This window comes from Sinomonas cellulolyticus (assembly GCF_014656475.1).
GTDB classification, from domain to species: domain Bacteria; phylum Actinomycetota; class Actinomycetes; order Actinomycetales; family Micrococcaceae; genus Sinomonas; species Sinomonas cellulolyticus.
The window spans coordinates 32,086-54,744 of record NZ_BNCM01000002.1; the positions used below are offsets into that span (position 1 = coordinate 32,086).

24 protein-coding genes are annotated in these 22,659 nt (G+C 70.8%); 5 read left to right on the plus strand and 19 right to left on the minus strand.

Annotated elements, in window-relative coordinates:
- Positions 1–10 precede the first annotated feature (10 nt).
- Positions 11–235, plus strand: a complete 225-nt coding sequence (locus IE231_RS02320) for a hypothetical protein (protein ID WP_189692348.1) — start codon at positions 11–13, stop codon at positions 233–235.
- A gap of 66 nt (positions 236–301) precedes the next feature.
- Here the strand turns inward: IE231_RS02320 and IE231_RS02325 are convergent, their stop codons facing one another.
- The 6 genes from IE231_RS02325 to IE231_RS02350 all read right to left on the minus strand — a co-directional run bounded on the left by IE231_RS02325 (position 302) and on the right by IE231_RS02350 (position 5,651).
- Positions 302–661 (minus strand): SPW repeat domain-containing protein, encoded by a 360-nt coding sequence (locus tag IE231_RS02325; protein WP_189692349.1) that lies wholly within the window; start codon positions 659–661, stop codon positions 302–304.
- 149 nt (positions 662–810) lie between these two features.
- Positions 811–1,314, minus strand: coding sequence for a universal stress protein (locus IE231_RS02330; protein WP_189692350.1), 504 nt, complete (start codon positions 1,312–1,314; stop codon positions 811–813).
- Between the two features lie 56 nt (positions 1,315–1,370).
- Positions 1,371–2,711 (minus strand): Nramp family divalent metal transporter, encoded by a 1,341-nt coding sequence (locus tag IE231_RS02335; protein ID WP_189692351.1) that lies wholly within the window; start codon positions 2,709–2,711, stop codon positions 1,371–1,373.
- The gene (locus tag IE231_RS02340; RefSeq protein ID WP_189692352.1) at positions 2,698–3,258 is read right to left on the minus strand and encodes a DUF6328 family protein; all 561 of its coding nucleotides are present in this window, start codon (positions 3,256–3,258) and stop codon (positions 2,698–2,700) included. The genes IE231_RS02335 and IE231_RS02340 overlap by 14 nt, the downstream gene beginning before the upstream one ends.
- A 48-nt stretch (positions 3,259–3,306) precedes the next feature.
- On the minus strand, positions 3,307–4,194 hold the full coding sequence (locus IE231_RS02345) for a glycosyltransferase (RefSeq protein ID WP_189692353.1): 888 nt from the start codon (positions 4,192–4,194) through the stop codon (positions 3,307–3,309).
- A complete protein-coding gene (locus IE231_RS02350) occupies positions 4,191–5,651 on the minus strand; it encodes a PfkB family carbohydrate kinase (protein WP_189692354.1) in 1,461 nt (486 codons plus the stop codon). Before IE231_RS02350 ends, IE231_RS02345 begins: the two co-directional genes overlap by 4 nt.
- A 162-nt stretch (positions 5,652–5,813) precedes the next feature.
- On the opposite strand from IE231_RS02350, the gene IE231_RS02355 reads away from it, so the two are divergent.
- A complete protein-coding gene (locus IE231_RS02355; protein ID WP_189692355.1) occupies positions 5,814–6,914 on the plus strand; it encodes a glycosyltransferase family 9 protein in 1,101 nt (366 codons plus the stop codon).
- Positions 6,915–6,965: 51 nt separating this feature from the next.
- Here IE231_RS02355 and IE231_RS02360 read toward each other — a convergent pair whose 3' ends face one another.
- From IE231_RS02360 to IE231_RS02390, 7 genes are all read right to left on the minus strand, one after another.
- Complete coding sequence (locus IE231_RS02360) at positions 6,966–7,703, minus strand: SDR family oxidoreductase (protein ID WP_189692356.1); 738 nt, start codon at positions 7,701–7,703, stop codon at positions 6,966–6,968.
- Between the two features lie 68 nt (positions 7,704–7,771).
- Entirely contained in the window at positions 7,772–9,139 is a 1,368-nt protein-coding gene (gene rfaE2 / locus IE231_RS02365; RefSeq protein ID WP_189692357.1) for a D-glycero-beta-D-manno-heptose 1-phosphate adenylyltransferase, read from the minus strand.
- A 1-nt stretch (position 9,140) separates the two neighbouring features.
- Positions 9,141–9,899 carry a D-sedoheptulose-7-phosphate isomerase gene (locus IE231_RS02370; protein ID WP_189692358.1) on the minus strand — a complete coding sequence of 253 codons (759 nt, stop codon included), beginning with the start codon at positions 9,897–9,899 and terminating at the stop codon, positions 9,141–9,143.
- Positions 9,900–9,901: 2 nt separating this feature from the next.
- Positions 9,902–11,188 carry a glycosyltransferase gene (locus IE231_RS02375; RefSeq protein WP_189692359.1) on the minus strand — a complete coding sequence of 429 codons (1,287 nt, stop codon included), beginning with the start codon at positions 11,186–11,188 and terminating at the stop codon, positions 9,902–9,904.
- Entirely contained in the window at positions 11,185–12,171 is a 987-nt protein-coding gene (locus IE231_RS02380) for a glycosyltransferase (RefSeq protein WP_189692360.1), read from the minus strand. The genes IE231_RS02375 and IE231_RS02380 overlap by 4 nt, the downstream gene beginning before the upstream one ends.
- Entirely contained in the window at positions 12,171–13,196 is a 1,026-nt protein-coding gene (locus IE231_RS02385) for a glycosyltransferase family 9 protein (protein ID WP_189692361.1), read from the minus strand. Before IE231_RS02385 ends, IE231_RS02380 begins: the two co-directional genes overlap by 1 nt.
- Entirely contained in the window at positions 13,193–13,807 is a 615-nt protein-coding gene (locus IE231_RS02390; RefSeq protein ID WP_189692362.1) for a D-glycero-alpha-D-manno-heptose-1,7-bisphosphate 7-phosphatase, read from the minus strand. Before IE231_RS02390 ends, IE231_RS02385 begins: the two co-directional genes overlap by 4 nt.
- Positions 13,808–13,916: 109 nt before the next feature.
- Between IE231_RS02390 and IE231_RS02395 the strand changes: the two genes are divergently transcribed.
- The gene (locus tag IE231_RS02395) at positions 13,917–14,912 is read left to right on the plus strand and encodes a glycosyltransferase family 9 protein (RefSeq protein ID WP_229866449.1); all 996 of its coding nucleotides are present in this window, start codon (positions 13,917–13,919) and stop codon (positions 14,910–14,912) included.
- Between the two features lie 72 nt (positions 14,913–14,984).
- On the opposite strand, the gene IE231_RS02400 is transcribed toward IE231_RS02395, so the two are convergent.
- The 5 genes from IE231_RS02400 to IE231_RS02420 form a co-directional block, all read right to left on the minus strand.
- Positions 14,985–15,803 carry a sigma-70 family RNA polymerase sigma factor gene (locus IE231_RS02400; protein WP_189692364.1) on the minus strand — a complete coding sequence of 273 codons (819 nt, stop codon included), beginning with the start codon at positions 15,801–15,803 and terminating at the stop codon, positions 14,985–14,987.
- Positions 15,804–15,872: 69 nt separating this feature from the next.
- A complete protein-coding gene (locus tag IE231_RS02405) occupies positions 15,873–16,514 on the minus strand; it encodes an SDR family oxidoreductase (RefSeq protein ID WP_229866478.1) in 642 nt (213 codons plus the stop codon).
- A 205-nt stretch (positions 16,515–16,719) separates the two neighbouring features.
- The gene (locus IE231_RS02410) at positions 16,720–17,727 is read right to left on the minus strand and encodes a carbohydrate ABC transporter permease (RefSeq protein ID WP_229866450.1); all 1,008 of its coding nucleotides are present in this window, start codon (positions 17,725–17,727) and stop codon (positions 16,720–16,722) included.
- Positions 17,724–18,674, minus strand: a complete 951-nt coding sequence (locus tag IE231_RS02415) for a carbohydrate ABC transporter permease (RefSeq protein ID WP_189692366.1) — start codon at positions 18,672–18,674, stop codon at positions 17,724–17,726. The genes IE231_RS02410 and IE231_RS02415 overlap by 4 nt, the downstream gene beginning before the upstream one ends.
- Before the next feature lie 16 nt (positions 18,675–18,690).
- Positions 18,691–20,088 carry an extracellular solute-binding protein gene (locus IE231_RS02420; RefSeq protein ID WP_189692367.1) on the minus strand — a complete coding sequence of 466 codons (1,398 nt, stop codon included), beginning with the start codon at positions 20,086–20,088 and terminating at the stop codon, positions 18,691–18,693.
- 230 nt (positions 20,089–20,318) lie between these two features.
- Here IE231_RS02420 and IE231_RS02425 point away from each other — a divergent pair, with 230 nt between their 5' ends.
- Complete coding sequence (locus IE231_RS02425) at positions 20,319–20,639, plus strand: hypothetical protein (RefSeq protein WP_189692368.1); 321 nt, start codon at positions 20,319–20,321, stop codon at positions 20,637–20,639.
- Between the two features lie 10 nt (positions 20,640–20,649).
- Here IE231_RS02425 and IE231_RS02430 read toward each other — a convergent pair whose 3' ends face one another.
- Positions 20,650–21,687: a DNA topoisomerase IB gene (locus tag IE231_RS02430; protein ID WP_189692369.1), complete on the minus strand. Its 1,038-nt coding sequence runs from the start codon at positions 21,685–21,687 to the stop codon at positions 20,650–20,652.
- Between the two features lie 86 nt (positions 21,688–21,773).
- Between IE231_RS02430 and IE231_RS02435 the strand changes: the two genes are divergently transcribed.
- Positions 21,774–22,658 (plus strand): SDR family oxidoreductase, encoded by an 885-nt coding sequence (locus IE231_RS02435; RefSeq protein WP_189692370.1) that lies wholly within the window; start codon positions 21,774–21,776, stop codon positions 22,656–22,658.
- The last annotated feature ends 1 nt before the right edge of the window (position 22,659 follow it).

Genomic DNA, 22,659 nt, shown 5'->3' on the forward strand with positions numbered 1-22,659 from the left:
AGGCCCCACCATGCTCTGGATCGCACTGGTGCTTTTCATCATCTGGATCCTCGGTGTTCTCGTGAACATCGGGGTCGGAGTGCACATGTTCCTGATCGCAGCCATCGGGTTCTTCATCGTCGGCGCCATGGGCCGGGCCGCCCACGGGTTGGCCGACGAGGCTGAACACAAGACGAGAGTGCGCGGCGCGAGGCTCTCCAGAGGCGAGCGCCGCAGGGGCGAGATCACGCGCTAAGGCACCCGGCAACGCGAGCCGCGGCCCCGAAGGGGCCGCGGCATGCTGCGTGAAGGAATGTCCAGCTCAGTGCGAGGGCATCACCCGATGGTGCCTCGCCTCGGTGGCCGGCTTGAAGGCCGCGGCTGTCACTGCTGCCGCGATGATGCCGGCAATCCACGAGGTCCAGGATGCCCCTGTATGGCTCGTGTACATCCCGATCCACGGCGACACGAACAGGAGCACGCCAAGGGCGCACTGCACGTATTCGAGCCACGGCGTTCCAGGCATCGACAGATTGAGGACACCGGAAACGATCAGCAGGATCCCGAAGATGAGCATGAGCGACGTCGACGACGCGGTCTGCGCTGTCCATGTCGTTGCCAGCGCGGCATAGAGGCCGCAGATGAGTGCGACATAGTCTTCCCAACGCGTCCACTTTTTCATGGGTTGCTCTCCTCCCAACTCTCAACCCCCGGTCCCCCCGGGGGACTCGGTCAGTGCTGGTGCTGGTCGGTGCACATGCGCCGCGCAAGAAGCGCTGGCCGATTCCAGTACACGCCGGAGATCGCATGCTGTAAAGGGCACGAATCGATCTAGCTGTGGGCCAATTCCTCGGCTCCGGCCTCTTCACCGGCGCGCTCGTCACCGGGTTCGTGGAGCACCATGACGGGACATGCGGCATGCTCGGCACAGGCCCGGCTGACCGAGCCCAGCAGGAGGCCCATGAAGCCGCCGAGTCCCCGGGAGCCGACCACCAGCATCGACGCGTCACGGCTTGCATCGAGGAGCACCTGCGCGGGGCGGCCCTGGACAATGCGTGCCACGAGGCCAGCAGGCGGCTCGTCGCCGAAGGCTTCAGCGAGCGCATCCCGGAGCACGGTTCCGGCGTCCTCCTCGGGGTTCCAGTCGACCCCCGGGTATTCGGCGAAGCTCGCGGCGCTCGCGGGAATGTGCCAGGCGGCGATGGCGGTGATGGGGCCGCCGACGGTCGGCTCCATGCGGGCGGCCCAGCGCAGGGCCTCGATCGAGAGAGGTGAGCCGTCGACGCCGACGACGATGCCGTGCGGGGTGCGGGAGGTGTCCTGTGCTTCGGTCATGGGGCGAGGCTACAGGGCCCCTTCCGGCGACGGTAGGGACTTAGGGCTCCGCCCATCTAGCCGGTGAGCTGGGACCAGACAGCGAGAACGCCGCACACCACCATGATCCCCGCGGTCAGCCAGCCGAGGATGTTGGAGACGAGCCCATTGCGCTCATCGCCCATGATGCGGCGGCTGCGCGCAATGAGGAGCACGACGATGAGGAAGGGTGCAGCGGCCATGGCATTGATCATGGCGCTGAGCACCAGCAGATTGATGGGGTTGTCGAGAACGGCGGCCATCACGACTCCACCGATCGTGGCCACAAGCAGGAGGCTGTAGAAGACGGGCGCCTTGCGCGGACTGCGGTCGAACCCCCAGTCCTTGTCCAGCAGCGCGCTCATCCCCATGCAGGCCGATGAGGCCAGCACCGGGACGCCCAGCAGCCCGGTGCCGATGAATCCCAAGGCGAAGACGGCTCCCGCAAGGGGCCCGGCAATGGGCGCAAGCGCCTTCGCGGCGTCCGCCGCTGACTGGATCGACTGGCCGTGCGCGCCGAGGGTTGCACCGGTGGCGACGACCACCGAGAACATGATGAGCACTGCGAGGGTCATGCCGACAGTCACGTCGATCCGCTGCTGCCGCCGCCGGCGTTGGGCATGATGGAGCGGGATGTCCCGGTCGCCCATCCCCGGCTCCTTGCCCCGGTCCTCGGCATCGCGCATCTCCTCGACACGCTGGCCGCTCTCCCAGAAGAAGAGATAGGGAGAGATCGAGGTGCCGAAGACTCCCGCGACGAGCCCCCAGTAGGACAGGCCGGGAGAGAGCTGCTGGAAGGTCAGGCCCTCCCACACCTTCCCCCAGTCCACCCCCGCCGTGAACATCACCGCCACGTAGGCGAAGAGGGCCACGCACAGCGCCGTGAACACGTGTGCGACGACCCGGTAGGAACCGAGGATGAGAAGGAGCACGATGACAAGCCCGGCGATCCCGCTCCAAAGGTGGGCGGGCCCGGCCCCGAGCAGTTCCATTCCGCTGCCCACGGCCATCAGGTCGGCAGAGAGGTTGACGATGTTGGCCACAGCAAGGAAGACGAGGAGGATCCCCACCGTGACGCGTCCCCCGCGTGGGAAGCACTTCCGCACGATCCCGCCGAGGCTGTCGCCGGTGGCGGTGGCCGTGCGGTCGGACATCTCCTGCACGGCAATCATCAGCGGAAGCACGACCGGCGCTGCCCAGACCATCCCGAAGCCGTAGGTCGCCCCGGCCTGCGCGTAGGTCGCGATGCCGGAGGGGTCGTCGTCGGACGCGCCCGTGATGAGGCCTGGCCCGAAGACCTTGGCCGCGCGCTTCCACCAGGGGCCGCGGGCGGCGTCGTCCGAGCCCTTGCCGAGCGTTCCCCTGTCAGTCGTCGCCATCGCGGTGCTCCTCGTGGGACGGCCGGTCGTCGCCGTCGTGGGTGATGACCTCGCTCTCGGGCAGCTTCGTAGGCTCGGGAACGCGGGAGATCACGGCCGGCACGCCGAGGAACATCACGATCGAGAGCAGGCACAGGCACGCGCCCGCCACCCAGGACTGCCAACGGCCCAGGACCACGTCGAAGATCAGCGCCGAGGTGCCCATGATGAGCAGTGCCGCGAGGCCAAGGGCCACCTTGGCCGCCCACGCGCCGCTGGCCACGAGTCTGTCCTTCACCTGCTTGCGGAAGAGCCACCGATGAACGCTCAGGGGCGTCAGCACGACGACGAGCGCTACGGCCGCAGTGACGACCAGGATGAGGTAGAGCGCTTGGGCGTAGTCGTCGAGGATGGTGAAGCGGTTCTGGAAGGGCAGGGTCAGGAGGAAGCCCGCGACGAGCTGCAGGCCCGTCTGGAGGATGCGGAGCTCCTGGAGGATCTCAGCCCAATTGCGGTCCAGCTTCTCCGCGTACGTCTCGCGCCGGTGGTAGAGCACGTACTTCTGCACTCTGTCTTCCCTTCTTCTCCCACTGCCGTCCCCGCTCACACCGCGCCCTCACGGGCCGGCCTGCAGCCCGCTGTCAGAGAGCGCTTCCGAGGCCTCGACGCTCCGGTCCGTGACCGTCGTCGGGCTCTCGAGGTGGACCGCGTGGGACGGGACGATACCGGCCCCGCCGAACCGCTCCATCACCCTCCACTGGGCCACGACGTCCTCGCCCGCGTGGCCCGGGGGAAGCTCGCGCCAGAAGCCGAAGCCGCCGCACTCCTGAAGCGCCCCACGCCGGTAGAGCACGCACCCTCCGACCCAGGCCACCCTGTACGGAAGCCACTCCCCCGGGGCCAGCCGTCCCTCACGGCGGAGCCGCTCGGCCACATGCGCGAGGTTGGCCGCGTTGTGCAGCCTCCACCGGCCGAAGCCCGGGGCGATGCGGTCCATCCGCTCGGGCTCGACGCCGCGCTCCCACACAGAGAAGTCGCCCACCTCGTCGGGGCGGCGGTCACCGAGATAGGAGAGCCCCTGGACAGCCATCCCCACGAACCCGCACCCGAGGGCATCGAGCGCCGCGACGAGGGTGGTCACTGCTGCGGGGGCCAGCCACACGTCGTCGTCCAGGAAGAGGACCCTGTCCGCGGAGGAGGATTCGAGCAGGAACTGCCGGTGCTCGGCGAGGCCCTGCAGAGGCAGGTGGCGATAGCACCTCACCGGCCGCCCCTGGGCCCGCAGGACCCGGACCATGGCCTCCGCGGCCGGGTGTGACCACCCGGGCGCGCCGTCGCTCTGGTCGCTGACCACGACGCCGAAGTCGGCGTCCTGCGCGGCGAGCCCCCCCAGCGCCGTGGCGAGCTCCGCGGGGCGGTTGCGCGTGGGCACGAGGACCTCGAGGGGCACGGCGGCCGCTTCCCTGGCCGAAGCCGCCCACTCGGCCGGCCCGCGGGGCGTCATCGCTGGGCCTCGTCCGCAGGCTGCCGCGCCTTCCGCGCACCGGGGAGCTTCCGCTCAAGATAGCCGAGCATCTCGAGCCGGCCGCCCGACTCCTCGACCGCGCCGGCCTCGGTGAGCATCCCGGGGAGGTAGTCCCCGCCCTTGACGTAGATATCCGGCGAAAGTGCCCGGATGAGGGGGACCGCCGTCTCGGAGTCGAAGACGAGGGCGTGGTCCACGGAGGCCAGGGCGGCGACGACAGCGGCCCTGTCGTCCTCGCCGATGGCCGGCAGCTCGCCGTGCAGCCGCCGGACGGAATCGTCCGAGTTCACTCCCACGATGAGGAGACCCCCGAGACCCGCGGCCTCCTCGAGGAAGGCCGTGTGGCCCCGGTGGAGCCCGTCGAACACGCCGTTCGTCAGCACCACGGCGCGACCCTCGGAACGCGCTGCGGCGGCCGCGGCACGGGCGGCCTCGAGGGAACTGATTCCCCGCCGCGGACCGCCTCCCAAGGCGGCGGCGAGGCGCTCGGCGCTGCACGTCGTCGTGCCCGGGCGCTCGACGACGACGCCGGCCGCCGCCTGCCCGACGTCCGCCGCGGCGTCCACCGGGAGGCCGACGCCGAGCGCGTAGGCCAGGCCCGCGACGAAGGTGTCCCCGGCGCCGACCGCATTCTGCTCGGGTGCGGGGCGGGAGGCGGTGACGTGGGGGGCGCCAGAGCCGCCGAGGAGGATCGTCCCCTCCGTGTCAAGGGTGACGAGCGTGTGCCGGGCGCCGGTCGCGGCGGCCAGCTCCGAGGCGTGCGCAGTGGCCCACGCCCTGCGGTCCCCGTCCGGGCACGGCTCACCGATGAGCGCGGCGGCCTCCTCAGCGTTGGGGGTGGCCACATCGGCGCCGAGGTTGGCCCACGCGGCGGGGTGTCGGGCATCGACCACGAGCGCCTTGGCCCCGCGCCGCAGCGCGGCCCGATCCAGCGCCGAGAGGGCTCCGAGCCCGTAGTCGCAGACCACCACAGCGTCCGCCGCTGCGACCTCTGCCTGCGCCCTCTCTGCCACCGCTGCCGCCTCCGTTGGGCTGGCCTGCCGGCACGAGTCGACGCGCAGGAGCAGGTGGTCGTGGGCCATCATGCGGGCCTTGACCGACGTCGTCCCGCCGGGCTCGCGCACGAGGAGGCGCGCGCCGTCGTGCGTCCCGACGCCGGCCTCGCCCAGGCACGCCGTCAGCGCGCGGCCCGGCTCATCGTTGCCTATCACGCCGACGAGCACCACCTCCGCGCCGAGGGCCGCGAGGTTGACGGCGGTGTTCGCCGCACCGCCGGGCGCGTCCGTGACGCTCTCGACGTCGAGGACGGGCACGGGGCCTTCCCGGCACAGCCGCGCCGCATCGCCCTCGTGCCAGCGGTCGAGGATCACGTCGCCGAGGACGAGGACCCGCGGACGGCGTGCGTGCAGGGCTGCGAGGATGCTCTGTGCGTCCATGTGTCTCCTTCCGAGGGGCCACGCAGAGCGCTATTACCCCAGCTCTTCTCCCCCAAGCGCCGCAGACTCCCCAGGCACCGCACGGCCCCCAGGCGCCGCAGGGGTTTGCTGCGGGAGGGCTTCGGGTAGCGGCGGGGAAAGAGAAGGGGAGGTCAGCCCGGCATGACGCAGCACGATGGGCCTTTCGAGGACGTCCACAGGATCGCGGTGCTCCGCGGCGGGGGGATCGGGGACCTGCTCTCCGCCTTCCCCGCCCTCAACGCGCTGGCCGCGGCCTATCCCGCCGCCGAGACGACCCTGCTCACCACGCCCCTGCTCGCCGGGCTGCTCGACGGGCGCCCAGCGCCCTTCGAGCGGGTGCGGGTCGTCCCCGTCTTCCCCGAGCCGCCGGGCCCCGACGGCCGGACGTGGCGGGATGACGAGGCGACGGCGCGGCTCGTGGAGGAGCTGCGCGGGGAGGGTGTGGACGTCGGGGTCCAGCTCCACGGCGGCGGCCGGAACTCCAATCCGTTCATCCTCGCGCTCGGCGCGCGGCACACGGTCGGCTGCTCGACGCCGGATGCCGCGCCCCTCGAGCGCCAGCTCGCCCACGTCTACTACCAGCGTGAGGTGGAGCGGTGGCTCGAGGTCGCAGCCCTGGCCGGAGGCGAGGACGTCGGCCACGAGCCGGTCTTCAGCGCGGTCGAGGAGGACCACGAGGCCGCACAGCCTTGGATCGACTCCACCGCGCGTGGGCTCGTTGTGGTCCATCCCGGGGCGACAGACCCGCGGCGGCGGTGGCCCGCGGAGCGGTTCTCGCACGTGAGCGCCGCACTCGCCGAGGACGGCTGGCAGGTGCTGCTCGTCGGGGACACCGGTGAGAAGGCCCTCGCCGAGGCCGTGGCGCACGACGCCGCACGCGCGGCTCCCAGCGCGGCCTCGCGCATCGGTTCGGCGGCGGGCCGGACGGACTTCCATGCCCTCGTCGGGCTGCTCGCGGCTGCCCGGCTCGTGGTGGCCAACGACAGCGGGCCACGGCACCTCGCCCAGGCCCTGGGGACGCCCACGGCATCCGTCTATTGGGGCCCGAACCTTGTGAACGCGGGGCCGCCGCAGCGCCGCCAGCACCGCGTGCAGGTGTCATGGCGGCAGCACTGCCCCTCCTGCGGGGCGGACGGGACGGACCCTCTGGGCCGCTCGTGCTCCCATGAGGATCCCTGGGTGGCCGGGGTGCCGGTGTCCGGCGTCCTCGCCGACGCGAGGGCTCTGCTGGAGGGCCGCTAGAACGCCGGGTCACCGGCACCGGGCTACCGGCGCCGGCTCACCCGTGCCGGCTCACGGCCAGGAATCCTCCATGGACCCGGCCACGAGCAGTTCGCGGACCTCGCAGCCGGTCGGCTGCGACAGCGCGAAGAGCACCGAGCGGGCCACGTCTGAGGGCCGGTTCAGCGTGGTGCGGTCGTGGGGCTTGTACTCCTCGGGGCGGTCATCGAAGAACGGGGTGTCCATGCCGCCGGGGATGAGGGTCGTGACGCCCACCTTGCCCTTGAGCTCCGCCGCGAGGGCCCGGCTGAATCCGATGATGCCGAACTTTGAGGCGCAGTAGGCGGTGGCACCCGCGGCGCCGCGCAGCCCCAGCGTCGAGGCGACCGTCACGACCCGGCCGTGCGATGCCCGCAGGTACGGCAGGGCGGCGCGCACCACGGCAACGGTCCCGAGCAGGTTCACGGCGATGACGCGTTCCCAGTCCTCCGCCGGGACCTCGCCGAGCTCGCCGCAGCGGTCCATTCCCGCGGCGCAGACGACGGCGTCGAGGCCGCCCGCCTCCTCGGCGGCCTGTGCGACGGCGGCCTCGGCCGCCTCACGCTGGGCCAGGTCCACGGTCAAGGACCGCACGCCTGGCTCGCCCGACGTCACGCTCTGGCGGTCCAGCACGATCGGCTGGGCTCCTTCAGCGGATGCGGCGGAGACGATGGCCGCACCGAGGCCGGAGGCGCCGCCTGTCACGAGGATGCGCGCGTTCCGGAGGGGGCTCTGGCTGGTCTGGACGGTCTGGTTGAGGGTCTCAGTCATGATGTCCTTTCTCAGGGATGGTTCTGGGGTGGTGTTTCTGTCTCGTGGGGCCGCGTCTGGTCCGGCCGTCAGTCCAGGCCCGCGATCGCGGTGGCGAGGCCCGTCGTCGACCGTCCCGGTTCGAGCGGCACGGTGACGACTTCGCCCCCCCAGCGGCGCAGCAGGGCGGTCTCGGGAAGCTGCTCGGGATCGTAGTCCGCGCCCTTGACCCAGACGTCGGGGCGCAGCTCGGACAGCAGCTGCTCGGGGGTGTCCTCGGTGAAGACCTCGACGGCGTCCACGCAGCTGAGCCCGAGCAGCAGCTCTGCCCTGTCCTCCTGCGACATGAGGGGCCGAGAGCCGCCCTTGAGGCGCCGGATGGACTCGTCGGAGTTGAGGCACACGACGAGGCAGTCGCCGAGCTCCCGGGCGGCTTCGAGGAGCCGCAGGTGTCCCGCGTGGAGCAGGTCGAAGCAGCCGCCCGCAGCGACCACGCGGCCGCCGAGGGCCTGCACCCGGCGCGCGAGCGCGAAGGCCGTGCTCTCCTCCGGCTCGGCGGCCGGGGGCGTGCGGTGCGGGTGCGCGAGCGATGCGACGCCCCCTCCGCCCAGGAAGGCGACCGAGGCAGAGACGGCCGCCTCAGTGGCTGCCTGGAGGTCCCGCCCCGCACCGAGGGCGCTCGTGAGAGTGGCCGCGAAGCGGTCGCCGGCACCGCAGGAATCCTCGATGCGGAGCCCCGCGGCGGGTGCCGCGATGTGGACGTCCGACTCGGGGCCGCATACGAGCGCCCCACGCTCGGCGAGGGTGACGACGACGGCGCTGGCCCCCCAGCGCTCGCGCAGCCGCCCGGCCGCGCTCGCGACGGCACCGAGACCGTCGACAGGACGGCCGGAGAGGGTGAGGAGTTCGGGCAGGTTCGGGGTGACGGCGGCGGCGTGGGCGATGGGCCGGGCGCCCTGCGGATGCGGGTCCCACACCACGGGTACGCGGCGCGCCGCGGCTGCGAGCGCGGCACGGAGGGTCGGGGCCTCCGCGAGGCGGCGGCCGTAGTCGGCCACGATGATCGCCTCGGCGTTGTCCAGCGTGTCGACCATGTCCTGGTCCACGAGCGGGAACGGGCGGGGGCCGCAGCCCTCGTCGATACGGGCAATCCGCTGGCCATCCGCAGTGACGCGCATCTTCACGGGCGTCGGGCCGCCGAGTTCGCCCGCGCTCACGTGGACTCCCTGCAGGAGGCCGCGGAGCCGTTCGGCAGCGTGGTCGTCCGAGAGTGCGGTGATGAGGTCAACCTCGTGGCCGTCCCCGGCGAGCATGGTCGCCACGAGTCCGGCACCGCCCGCGCGCTCCTGCCGGTCGTCCACGTCGACGACGGGCGCCGGCGCGTCGGGGCAGAGCCGCGCGGCATGCCCGTTCAGGTCGATGTCCATGAGCGTGTCGCCCACCACTGCTATGCGCACGTCATTCCTCCCTTGATCCGGCACTGCCGGAGACCGAGCCGGCAGTGCTGCCGGCGATGCGGGCGTCGAAGCACTCGCAGAGCGCGTGGATGGCCACGAGCTGCGACTCCTGGACGTGACAGTTCCGCCCGTCCAGCACGAGCGCCTCATCCACCACGACTGAGAGCGGGTTGGGTCCGGAGCCGGTCAGGGCCCAGGTCAGGATCCCCTGTTCCCGGGCCGCCCCCGCAGCCGCGATGAGGTTCTGGCTCTTCCCCGAGGTCGACAGCAGGACCAGGACGTCCCCGGGCCTGCCATGCGCCCGCACCTGGCGGGCGAACACCTCGTGGTAGCCGTAGTCGTTGCCGATCGCGGTCACGGCTGAGGTGTCGCCGTGGAGGGCGATGGCCGAGAAGGGGCGCCGATCGCCGTCGTACCGGCCCACGAGCTCGGCGGTGAGGTGTTGGGCCTCGGCTGCGGAGCCGCCATTGCCGGCCACGAGAAGGCGTCCGCCCCGCTCGAGCCGGAGCGCGAGCTCCGCCGCCCATCGGGCCAGGAGCGGAGCGTGCTGCTGGAGCACCTCGAGCGTGGCGATGGACGCCCGGATGTGTTCTGCAACCTCAGGGGCACCGAGCAGGCCCAGTGCGCTGGGGCGCGCGGCGGCGGGGCCGAGCGGGGCGGCGGAGGGGGTAGCGGCGTTCCCGGCGGCGGGCACGGCCCGCAGGGGTGCCGGGCGCCGAGAGGCCTGGGCGGCGTTCGCCCCACGGTAGAGTGCGCACATCCTCAGGCCCCCTCCTCGACGCGGCGGAGGCGCTGGCGCGACCGGGCAACGTCCGGCTCGGGCTGCTCCCAGTGGTCCCGCATGGCGCGGTAGATCCGTTCGGTGTCCGCAGCGATCCGGTCCCAGGTGTAGCGCGAACGGGCGCGCTGGACCCCGGCCTCACCGAGCCGCGAGCGCAGCTGGGGGTCGTCCGCGAGCCGGCCGATGGCTGCGGCGAGCGCCGCGGAATCCTTTGGGGGCACGTGGAGCCCGGTGACGCCGTCGACCGTAGTCTCGGCGAGGCCGCCGACGGCGGCGACCACCGTGGGCACCCCGCTCGCCATGGCCTCGAGGGGCACAATGCCGAACGGCTCGTACCAGGGGCAGCACACCACGACGTCGAGGCTCCGCATGAGCTCCGGCATCCCCTCGCGCGGCACCTGTCCGGTGAAGATGACCTGGCCCGCGACCCCGAGGGACTCCGCCAAGGCCCGAAGGCGGCGCACCTCCGGATCTGAAGCCACACGGTCCTTGGCCAAGGAGCCGCCGACCACGAGCAGCTCGATGTCGGTCCGTCCCTCCTGGGCCAGGCGTGCGAGGGCCTCGATGATGGTGTCGATGCCCTTGCGCGGGACCAGCCGTCCGATGGTGGCGAGCCGCAGCCGGCGCCCCCGGGTGCGCGCCGGGCCGTCTGGTGTGAACACGTCGGTGTCCACCCCGCACGGGGCGATGGAGATGTGCCGCCGGTTCACGCCCAGGCCGCGCAGCTCGAACGCCTCGTCGGGGCAGGTTGCGATCACGCGGTCCACGGACTTCGCCACCCATGGTTCGAGGGATTCGCGTTCGGGCGGGCTCGTGTCCTCGACGCCCTGGTGCCGGCGCTTGACTACGCCGAGGGCGTGGAACGTCTCAGCTACCACGGGTGGGGCGATGCCGCGGTCCTGCAGCTGCCCGACGGCCTCGACGCAGGCCACTCCGGACATCCAGAAGTGCCCGTGGACCACGTCCGGAACCTGCTCGGACCAGAAGCGTGCGAGCCGGTCGGCGAATTCGGGGATGTAGGGCAGGAGCTTGTCCTTCACGATCGCGCGCGGCGGCCCGGCGTCGACGTTCACGAGGCCCACCCCGGTGGGCAGCATCTGCTCCCAGTGGAGCCGCTCGCTGTCGCGGCGGGTGAACACCGTGACAGCGTGGCCCCGCCGGACCAGCGCGGCGGAGAGCTCCGCCACGTGGACGTTCTGGCCGCCCGCGTCCTCGCCGCCGATCGCGGCGAGGGGACTCGCGTGCTCCGAGACCATGGCGATCTTCATGCGATTTCTCCTTCCGGCACCCGCGCGACGTCGGCGAGCACCTCCTCCCAGTCAGCAAGGAAGCGTCCCAGCCCGTAGCGGGCGAGGGCTGCTTCTCGCGCGATGAGGCCCGATTCGCGGGCCTGCTCCGGATACGAGATCAGGTGGCGCGCAGCGGCGGCGAGCTCGGCGGGGCTGGAGCTCACGGAGCCCGCCCCCGCAGGGACGGCGCGCCACGCCTCGGTCGAGCCGATGGCGAGCACGGGCATCCCGAGGTGCATGGCCTCGATGAGGGCCAGTCCGAGCGACGTCCACCGGAAGGGATGCAGGTAGGCCCGGCGCGCGGCGAGCTGCGGGTGGAGCGTCGCGGAGGGGAGGTCTCCTCCCCAGGCGAGCCGTGCGCCGTCGAGCCCCGTCGCGGCCGCGAGCCTGTCGCCGCCCATGCCGTAGACGTCGAGCGGAGCCTCCTGTGCGAACAGCGGCAGCAGGTCGAGGCCCACCACCCTGCCGCGCCGGACGGGCTCGTTGACCACGACGCCCAGCCGCGCCAGCTCGCCGGTGTAGAGCGGGCCCGGGTCACGGACGCCGTGCTCGACGACGTGTACGGGCGCGCTCCCGTTGTCCCACATGAGCGCGTTGAACTGGGTCACGTGCACGATCGGGATGGAACTCTGGTCCGCCAGCGGATGCGGCGTGTCCGGGACCTGGCCGCGGGGCGTGTTGTGCTCCACGTACACCGCCGGCAGGTCGGCCCCCGGCCGCCGGCCCGTCAGCGAGTGCACGAGCTCGATTTCCTCGGGACGTTGGAGCACGACGGCGTCGAGCCGGTCTGCGCTCTCGGCGAGCTCCTCCGCGGTGGTCTCCACTGCGGAGGGCCAGTCCCGGCCCGCGATGCCGAGGCCCCGGGGGCCGCGTTCCGCATCGACCGGGAGGACGTACTCGTGGCTCCCGCGCACGAACCCGTCCATCCAGCCCCCGTGGACGTGCCAGACGAGGATGCGCATCAGGCCACCGCCCCTGACTCGGCGGCGAGGAACTCCTGCACGGCTGCGAGGACATCCTCTGGCCGGACCTCGGTGAGGCAGGGATGCCCCGGGACGGGACAGATCCTGGCCCGGGTGCCCGCGCAGGGGGCGGTCCGGTCTCCGAGGAGCGTGACGGGCGCGCCGCGGGGCTTCCACACCTGCGCAGGGACAACGGGGGCGAAGAGGCTCACCACCGGCGTGCGCACGGCCGCGGCCAAGTGCGCCGGACCGGTGTTGCCGGCCACCACCACGGAGGCGCCTGCGAGGACGTCGACGAGTTCGGGCAGGTCGGTGCGGCCGCCGAGGTCGATGCCGCGGCGCCCCGCCACCCGTGCCGTCAGCGCGCGCTCATCCGGACCGCCGGTCACAGCGACCCGCATCCCCAGAGCGTCGAGGAGCGTGACGAGCGCTGCCGCGTTCTCGGCCGGCCAGGCCCGCGCGGGTGCGTCGGCACCGGGGTGGACAACGACATAGGGCCCGGGGGGCCGGAGCCCGCTGCGACGCTGTGGGCTCAGGGCCGGGAGCGCGTCGTCCTTCGCGGGGAGCGTGAAGCCCGCCGCCGCCGCGATGCCGAGGGCCCGGTCCACCTCGTGGAGTGACCAGGGCAGGTCCCGCGAGGTCACCCGAACGTCGAGGAGCGATCCCGGGTAGTCCTCGGACAGCGCGGTGATCCGCGGCACGCCCGCGAGCCGGAGCTCGAGTGCGAGGGGCAGCGGGGACTGGTGGAAGGAGGTGAAGATGACGGCCTCGTCCGGGGCGATGTCGGCGATGATCCGCTCGAGGCGCCGCATATGGCGCGGCGAGGCCTCCGCTGCCGGGTTGCCGATCCACGGGCAGTCCCACTGGCGGACGTGGTGCACGTGCGGCAGGAGCCGTGCGGCTCCCGCGCCTCGGGGCCCGGTCAGGAGGTACGGCTCCGCGGCACCGGCGATCGCACGGACGGCGGGGCCGGCCATGATGACGTCGCCGAGGCTGTCGAGCCTTACGGCCAGGACCCGCTTCACGCTGCGCTGCCCAGACTCTCGGAGCCGCCCTCGTCCCCCGGATCCGGGTAGGCGGCATCGCCTGCCAGCTCCGGGCCGAGGGCGAGGGTCACGGCCGACCACAGGTCGCCTGCCACCGCCGGCGCGTCGAGGACCTCGCGCCGCAGCGTCGCCGGCCCCGGCACCATGATCCCGCGGGCACCGGCATGGCGGGCCGCACCCATGTCCGAGCCGATGTCACCGATCAGCACCACATCGCGGGGTGAGACGCCGAGGTCACGGCAGGCGGCGAGCACGAGGCCGGCCTTGGGCTTGCGGCATCGGCACCCGTCCTGGGGCCCATGCGGGCAGAACTGCCAGGTGTCGAACGGGCCGAGCAGGTCCTCCACGCGGGCGTTGACGGCGCGCACATCCTCCAGATCCAGGAGTCCGAGGGCCACGCCCGACTGGTTGCTGACCACGCCGATGCGCACCCCGAGCGACCGGAGCCGCTCGAGGGTCTGGCGGGCGCCGGGCACGGGCCGGACGAGTGCCGGATCGCCGTTGTAGGGCACGTCGACCACGAGGGTCCCGTCCCGGTCGAACAGCACCGCGGCGGGGATCCGGGTCCGTCTGCTGGTCACTGGCGTCATGGAGGAGAAGTGCCCGAGCCGGAGTACACTAAACCCATCTCGGGGACTTCTTCTCCTCCCCGCCGCTCAAGCCGAGGGCGAGATCTGCTTCTCGTGCTCAGGAGTGTCCGTGGCCCAGTCTGATACCCGCCCCGTCCTCCTCGCCCTCCGGGCCCTCAAGCTCGGGGACCTCCTCGTTGCCGTCCCGGCGCTCCGTGGACTCCGCCGGGCGTTCCCGGGGCACGAGCTGATTCTCGCAGCGCCGGGCTGGCTCGCGCCGGTGGTGCCTCTCATCGGCGGCATCAACCGCCTGCTCGAGACCCCCGGGCTCGACGATCCCCTGCCCTGGGAGGGCCCGGTGGACATCGCCGTGAACCTCCACGGCAACGGCCCGGAGAGCCGGGGGCGGCTCGAGGAGCTCTCCCCCACCTACCGCATCGGGCACGCCGCACCCGGATGGGCTGGCCCCGAATGGGACGACTCGCTCCACGAGCGGGAGCGGTGGGCGCGGCTCGTGTCCTGGCACGGCATCCCGGCCAGCCCCGATGACTTCCGGCTCTGCCCCCCGGAGACGCCGGCCCCGGCCGAGGGCGCCACGATCATCCATGTAGGTGCCGCCTATGGAAGCCGGCGCTGGCCCATGGAGCGCTTCGCCGACGTCGCCGCCGTCCTCGCGCTCAAGGGCCACCGCGTGATGGTGACCGGCGGACCGGAGGACACGTTCCGTGCGGCCGCGGTGGCACGCGCAGCGGGTCTGCCCCGCACGGCCTGCGCGGCCGGCGTCTGGGCACTGGACGAGTTCGCCGCCGCGATCGCCGCGGCGCGAGTGGTCATCACGGCCGACACGTCCGCCGGCCACCTCGCAAGCGCCTACGGCACGCCCTCGGTGGTGCTGTTCGGCCCCGCCACCCCCGAGCAGTGGGGGCCTCCCGCGGACGGGCCCCACATCGTCCTGACGGATCCGCTCGTGCGCCACGGTGACCCGTTCGCCGAACTCCCGGACCCAGCGCTCCTCGCGGTCCTTCCAGGGCAGGTGCTCGACGCCGTCGACCGGCTCGAGAGCGGTGAGCACCCGGGGAGGGACGACGACGCCGATCACCGCCGTGACGACGTCGCCGTGCGCTGACGGCCCACAGCAGCCGACGCGAAGGGAGGGCTGGCACTCGCCGTGCCAGCCCTCCCTTCGCGCCCGATATGCTCAGGCGGCCATGCGCTGCCGCAGCCTCTCGAGCAGCTTCTTCAGCAGGCGGGACACCTGCATCTGGCTCACACCCAGCTCCTGGGCGATCTGGTCCTGCGTCAGCTCCTCGACGAACCGCAGGTGCAGCAGCCGCTTGTCGGCGTCGCTGGCATCGGCGAGGGCCTCGGCGAGGTCGTCCAGCTGTTCCACACGCTCATAGCCGGGGTCGTCGTCGCCGAGGACGACCATGACCCGCCGCTCCTGGGGATCGTCGGACATGTCGCCGTGCTCGATCGGCTGGCCCACCATCGCGGTGTCGGCGAGCTGTGCCTCCGCCACGTCGCTGGCCGGGACGCCCGCGGCGCTGCTCAGCTCGGCCGTGGACGGGTCGTGGCCGAGGTCCTGGGCGAGCCGCGGCCGGAGCGCGTTGATCTTGAGGCGGAGCTCCTGCAGGGAACGCGGCGGGCGGACCACCCACGACTGGTCGCGGAGGTAGCGCTTGAGCTCCCCCGTGATGGTGGGAACAGCGTAGGGAACGAACCCGTGCCCCCGCGATTCGCGGTACCGCTGGGCTGCTTTGAGCAGGCCCAGCCTCGCAACCTGGCGCAGGTCCTCTGCGTCGTGGCCGGCGCAGCGGAACCTCCTGGCGAGGGCGTCGGCGACGCCGAGGTACTCGAGGACGAGCTTCCCGGCATCGCTGGCTCGGGTGGACGTCGCGGTTGGCCCGGCGCTGCCGGTGAGGGGTGCAGGGGGTGGGGCAAACTCCGTTCCCGGTGGCCCGGCGATTCCGGTGACGAACGGAACGGTGGAGATGGACTGGCTGGGGCTGGTCTTCATGTGCGAGTTTCCTCTCGCTGAGAATGGGGAGTCGTCAAGCCTCAGGCGCCTGCGGGTGCCTCTGCTGTTTCAAAGGCGCGCGCCACTGACACTACTGATCCACGAGACATGGCTCGAGTTGGTCGAGGCAAGGTAGACGAGGACATCAAGCTGGGCGGACTGGGCAGCCGGCTCTTCACCGTCAGTCCCATCGAGCTCCGCCTCGACGGCGGGGTCGATCGAGGGTCCGCCCACAACGACGTTGACGCGGATTCCGCGCCGCATGAGAATCGCCGCCCAATCCTGGGTGGTATCGACGACGGCGGCGGCGAGCGCCTCGTGCGCGGCGGTCAGGGGATCCACCGAGAGCGCGACGACGTTGATGATGCTCGCACCGGGCGACATGGCTTCCAAGGCGGTTTCCGTGGTGGTCACCAGACGCTCCATGAACCGCACGAGTGCGCGTTCCACGTCAGGTGACCGTTGCTCCAGATCCGGGTGGTCGCCCGGGAGTACTGCGGGGCCGATGTTCACGAGGACGTCGAGTCCTCCGAGCTTCTGCACGGCCGCATCTGGGGATGCGGCCACATGGAGCTCCTCATCGGGGAGGCCGTCCGTGGTTCTGACGACAGCGCCTGCGCGCTTGAACACCGTTCCAAGCCTCGCGGCGAGTTCGGCGTCCTCCCCTGTGATGAGTATGCGGCGACTCTCGAGTCGTGCCGCTTGAGTCATGACGACAATGAGCTCCAAGGTCCGCAGCCATCTGGCTGAATGGATCGGCGCCTTCTGCTTGACTCCTACTCCACCGTAGGCACGGAGGCAACTGGTATACAACCCGTTGAGGAGAAGTTCCGGTGCGTAGATACGTGGTCGAGCCCGCTCATTTCTCGTGTTTCACCGTCAGAAAACGGGGTATGGCAACTCGGCGCCGCTGGGCTCAGCCCTTCAAAGATCCCGAGGCGATGCCCTCGATGAAGTACTTCTGGCCCAGTGCGAAGACCACCATCATCGGCAGCGTGACGAGCAGCGATGCGACCATCACATACTGGTAGTCGCCGTGCCCCCCTGCCGTGGGCGAGTACATCGTCATGGCGTAGGCGACGCCCAGCGGGACGGTGTAGCTCGATGGGTCACCGAAGTTGAGGTAGATCAGGGCGCCCGCAAAGTTGTTCCACGAGGCCTGGAACTCGAAGATGAACACGATGATCGCGCTGGGCAGCGCAAGCGGGAACGCGATCCTGCGGAAGAGGCCGAAGAAAGAGCATCCGTCGATGCGGGCCGCCTCGAACAGGTCCCTGGGCAGCGAGAGGTAGAACTGCCGCATGAGGAAGATGTAGAACGCGGAGCCGAACAGGGCGCCGCCCCAGAGGGGGACGGTCGTCCCGAGCCATCCGAGGGTCTTCCAGATGAGGTAGTTGGGGATGAGCGTCACGGCGCCCGGGAGCATCATCGTGCCGAGGAGGACGCTGAACAGCACCTTCTTCCCGGGAAAGCGGAAGTAGGCGAAGCCGAAGGCAATGGCCGAGCTGGTCAGGGTCACGAGGGTCGCAGAGGCCAGGGCAATGAAGACCGAGTTGAAGAACCAGCTCAGCAGGGGCAGCTGGTTCCAGACCTCGGCATAGTTCTCCGGCGTGAACGTGAGCGGGATCAGCCGGTTGTCGAAGACCTCGCCGCGGGGCTTGAGGGATGCGGCCAGAAGCCACGCGAACGGGTACATGAACAGCAGGGCGAAACCGGTGAGCAACACCCACCGGACGCCTTGCCCCAGCCGGTCCGTGAGCCGGCTGCGACGCCCGGACGGCAGCACCGCGCGGCCGCCGGCCGGCGGGCGGCCGGGCTTGCGCTGATCTGTCACCTCCGCGCCCACGGCACCGATCACGGGCGACACCGCCCCGGTCGCCTGGGCGATCGAGGTCGGCTCGAGCTCGGGATTGACATTGGTCACGGCCGATCGCCCCCCTCATAGTGCACGAACCGGTTGCCCACCCTGATCTGGATCACGGTGATGATCATGATGATCACGAACAGCAGCCAGGCCATGGCGGCTGCCGGGCCGAAGTTGAAGTGCTGGAAGGCCTGCTGGTACAGGTAGACGCCGAAGAAGCGGGCGGAGTCGGGCACGCTCGAGTTCCCGTCCCGGTAGAAGAGCAGGTACGCCTGGTCGAAGATCTGCAGGGCTCCGATCGTATTGACGATCGTCAGGAAGAACAGGGTCGGCGAGATGAGCGGGACCGTGATGCTGAAGAACTGCTGCCTGCGGTTTGCGCCGTCCGTCGAGGCCGCCTCGTAGAGCTCCTTCGGCACCGCCTGGAGGGCGGCGAGCAGGATCACGGTTGTCCCACCCACCCCCCACAGGCTCATGATGACGATCGACGGCTTCATCCACGCAGGATCCGACAGCCATTGAGGACCGGCGATCCCGAAGAGCGCGAGGAACTTGTTGATCGCGCCGCTGTTGCCGTTGAGCAGCAGCAGGAAGACCGCTGCGGTCGCGACGCTCGGGGTCATCTTCGGAAGGTAGTAGACCAGCCTGAAGAAGCCGGACCCGCGCTTCACTCCGTTCAGGAGCGAGGCGAGCAGGAGCGCGAACGCGATGTCCAGGGGCACCGCCATGAGCGCGTAGATGAACGTGTTGCCCAGAGAGTTCAGCACGTTCGGGTCCTCGGCCAGCAGCCGGTAGTTCTCCACACCCGCGGGCGTGGCGCTGCCCGTCGCGAGATCGTAGTTCTGGAACGAGAGCACGAGGCTCCAGCCCATCGAGATCACCGTGAAGATGAGCAGCCCGGCGATCCACGGCCCGATGAAGAGGTACCCGGCGAGCGACTCGCGGCGGTTGTACTTCTTGGCCCGCGTGCGCTGACCGGATCGGGCACCGGCAACCGTTCTGCTCATGGCCACGCTCCTGGTATCAGCCGTTCTTTCCGAGCGAGGTCTGCTGCCAGGCCCGCATCGCCGTATCCTGAGCGTCCTTCAGGGCCGTGCTCGGATCCTTTTCCCCGGAGAGCGCGACGGCCACGGCATTCGAGAGCGCGTCCTTGATGCTCTGGCCAGCGGGCGAGCTGCCGAACGTGGCCGTGTTCTCCAGCGTCGAGTAGGAGGTGCTGATGAGCTGGTCGAAGTCGGCGTTCCCGGACGAGCCGACGTGCGCATCGCGCACGGCCTTGTCCGCCGCGGGCGAGCCGGTGAAGAGGCCGGTGTTGATCGAGTTCTTCTGCTTGACCGTCTCGGCACGTGCGTCGCCCGCGGCCTTCCACGCGTCGAGCGAGGTCGCCTTGATCGCCCACGCACACGCCGCGGACGGGTTCTTCGCGGCGGTCGGGACGGCGAGTGCCGTTCCACCTGCATAGCCGATGGACTTGCCGTCATGGGTCTTGATCGGTGCACCGACCACGTGGACGCTGTCCTTCGTGTTGGAGAGCACGTTGATGTACCACTGGGCCCAGGTCTGGGCGCCGACCTCGTGCTTGACGTACTGGTTCTGGTTGCCGAAGACGTCCATCGAGTCCTTGAAGGACTTGATGGACGCGAAGCCGCCCTGGGCATCCATGAGCTTCTTCATCCACGTCAGCGCCGTGACGTTCTGGCCGCTGTCGAGGGTCGGCTTGCCCTTGTCGTCCATCGACTGGCCGCCGAAGACCTGCAGCCACAGGTCCGCCGACCCGGGGAGGTCGGGATCGAAGCCGATGACGGACGGCTTGCCGCCGGAGGCCTTGTACATCTTCTGCGCGGCCGCGACGATCTCGTCCGGCTTGGAGGTGTCGAGCTGGTCGACGCTCACGCCGGCGGACTGCATAACATCCTTGTCGGCGATGAGCATGGACGTCTGGAAGAACTGCGGGACGCCGTACACCTTGCCGTTGAAGGTGACGCTCTTGACGGCGGCCGGGTAGTACTGCTGATCAGGCGTCACGCCCCACAGCGAGTAGCAGCTGTCCAGCGGCTGGATGAGTCCCTTGTCGGCGAGTGTCGGGACCATGCTGCGGTCCACCTGGATGAGATCCGGCACCTGCCCGGATGCAGCCTGCGCAGCGAACTTCTGGGCGTCGAAGTTGGTGGTGTCCATCGTGACGGTCGCGGGGGCCACGGCCTTGGTGGCGAGGTCCGAGCGGGACTTGCCGACCTCGTCGGAGGGGTTGTACCCGCTCGTCTTGAGACTGCCCGAGAGGTCCTTGCTGAAGGACCCGGAACCGCCAGAACCGGCCGGGCTGGCGCCGCCTCCCGAGGGTGCAGCCGGGTTGCACGCAGCCAGCGCCAAGGCGGCGGCGATGGACACTGCAGTAATACCGAACCGGTTCGTGCGGGCCACTGGGGCCCCCTTTCTCGAAGCCCCTGCCGAGATCGGGAGGGGATGAAGTCGTCATCCTTGACGTTCCCTGCTGCCTGAGAACGGTTCCGCTACGCGAAGGCTATCCACGAGAAGTAGAAGCGGCAACTTCCGCCACGCGCAGATCCCGCACGCGGATCGTGGGCAGTGCAGCGGTCTCGGAATACACCCAAGAGTTTTGCGACGGGCCCTCACTGGGTAAAGAAGCGGGCATGACTCATGAGGACCACGACAGTCTCCACCGCCACGAACCGGGCAAGCCCGTGCCCCGAGATCTGGAGAATGAGCGCGACGCCGATGGGCCCGCTGACGTGACGCCCTCCGCACAGGGGCTGGGTGCGGTCTGGGGCGACGCTGAGCGCACCCCCAATCCCGGGCCCGTGAAGCCGCCAAGCGCGGATGACGTTGCCCGCATGCAGGCCGTCGCCGAGGAGTACACGATGGAGACGACCGAGGAGGGCGAGCGCTACCTCACCCCTCGAGACGTCGACGCCGAGTCCCCGGCCACGACCGATGAGTACCCCGACAGCTGATCGGAGCGGCTCATCTACGCCGACGCCGGGACGAGTGCTGGGGCTTCGTCCCGGCGTCCTTTGTTCTGGCGTCCTTCGTCCCTGGGCCGCCCCGCGGAGTGTCGCGGAGCACCCGGGCGAGAGACGCATCCGAGACGGCGCCGCCGTCAAGCCGGCCCTCGTGGAAGGCGAGCAGGAGCCGCGGGTCCACGTAGGAGCCCCGCGCTACCGCGGCAGTGTTGTGCAGCCATTCCGCCGCCTCGGCGACGGCCGCGCGCCACGCGGAATCCGCGTCCGAGCCGGCCGCACCCTCTCGCGCCAGGACCTCGGCAGCCACGACAGTCCCGCGCCACGTCCTGAGGTCCTTGGCGCTGGCCGCCATTCCCGCCTTGTCCCGGAGGTAGCCATTGAGCGCGGAGGCGCTGATGGACTGGGTCCCGGCTCCGTCCTCGTACCCGATGGCGCGGGTCCTCCTGGAGGCTGGAGGCCGGCTCGCCAGGTAGTTGGCCAGGTCGGGGTCCACGAGTTCGAGGGACCATTGCATGCCCGACTTGCCCACGAAGTCGAACGCGACCACGTCGCCGTCGAGCGTCACATGGCGACGCTGCAGGGTGGTCACCCCGAAGGAGCCATTGCGGCGCGCATAGCGCCGGCTCCCCACCCGGAAGCCCGCCCGGTCCACGAGTCGCAGGGCGGCGGCGAGCGCCTGCTCGCGGGGACCTCTCCGTCCGCGCAGGTCCTGGGTCACCGCGCGCCGGATGCCCGGCAGCCGGTCCGCGAGATCGAGGGCCCTGTCGAACTTCCTAGCATCCTGCCGCTCCCGCCACTGGGAATGGTAGAGGTACTGCTTGCGGCCAGCATCGTCGAAGCCCGTGGCCTGCACTCGCGCCTTCGGGGACTGCGCGATCTGCACGTGCCGCCAAGCCGGCGGGATCGCCAACGCATTGATCCTGTCGAGGGTCTCGGTGTCGGTGACCTTGCCGCCCTCGGCGTCCCGGAAGGTGAAGCCGCGACCAGCGCGGCGCCGGAGGATCATGCCGCGGGCAGCGGACCGGCTCTGAGACGTCATGGTCTCGCTACTACCCCCCGACAGAGGCAGGCAATCACCCCTGACCGGAGACCCGCATCCTGAACCGCAACCCCAAGGAGACCGACATGGTTGACTCCACTCCGCACGATCCCCGCACAGCCCGGGACACCGGCAGCCCGCCGGAGCAGCAGCAGGAAGCGCCCGGGACCACCGAGGCCACCGTGCCGCACCCCGACCACGGAGAGAAGAGCTACGAAGGCCACGGCCGGCTCGCCGGGCGCGCGGCTCTCATCACCGGCGGCGACTCAGGCATCGGCCGCGCCGTCGCGATCGCGTTCGCACGGGAGGGGGCCGACGTCGCCCTCACGCATTTGCCCGAGGAAGCCGAGGACGCCTCCGCCGTCACCGATGAGATCCGCAAGGCGGGCGCACGCGCCGAGCTCATCGAGGGCGACCTCAGGGACGAGCAGTTCGCCTGCTCCCTGCCCCAGCGCGTCCTCGACGCCTTCGGGAAGCTTGACACCATCGTCCTCAACGCCGCGTACCAGCAGGAGAGGGACGGCATCGACTCGGTGCCTACCGAGGAGTTCGACAGGGTGCTGCGCACCAACCTCTACAGCCAGTTCTGGATCCTCCGCGAGGCGATGCCCCACCTTCCCGCCGGGGCGTCGGTGATCATCACCAGTTCCATCCAGGCCGCCCACCCCTCGCCGGGCCTCTTCGACTACGCCATGACCAAGGCGGCGCAGGTGGCCCTCGTGAAGGCGCTGGCCCCGGTGCTGGGCAAGAGGGGCATCCGGATCAACGCCGTGGCGCCCGGTCCCGTCTGGACGCCCCTCATCCCCTCCACGGGGTGGCCCGGGCATATCCCGGACTTCGGGAAGGATTCGCCCCTTGGCCGGCCCGCGCAGCCCGCCGAGCTCGCGCCGGCGTACGTCCTCCTCGCGTCAGACGAGGCGAGCTACATCTCCGGCGCGGTGTACCCGGTGACGGGAGGGGAGCCCTTCTGAC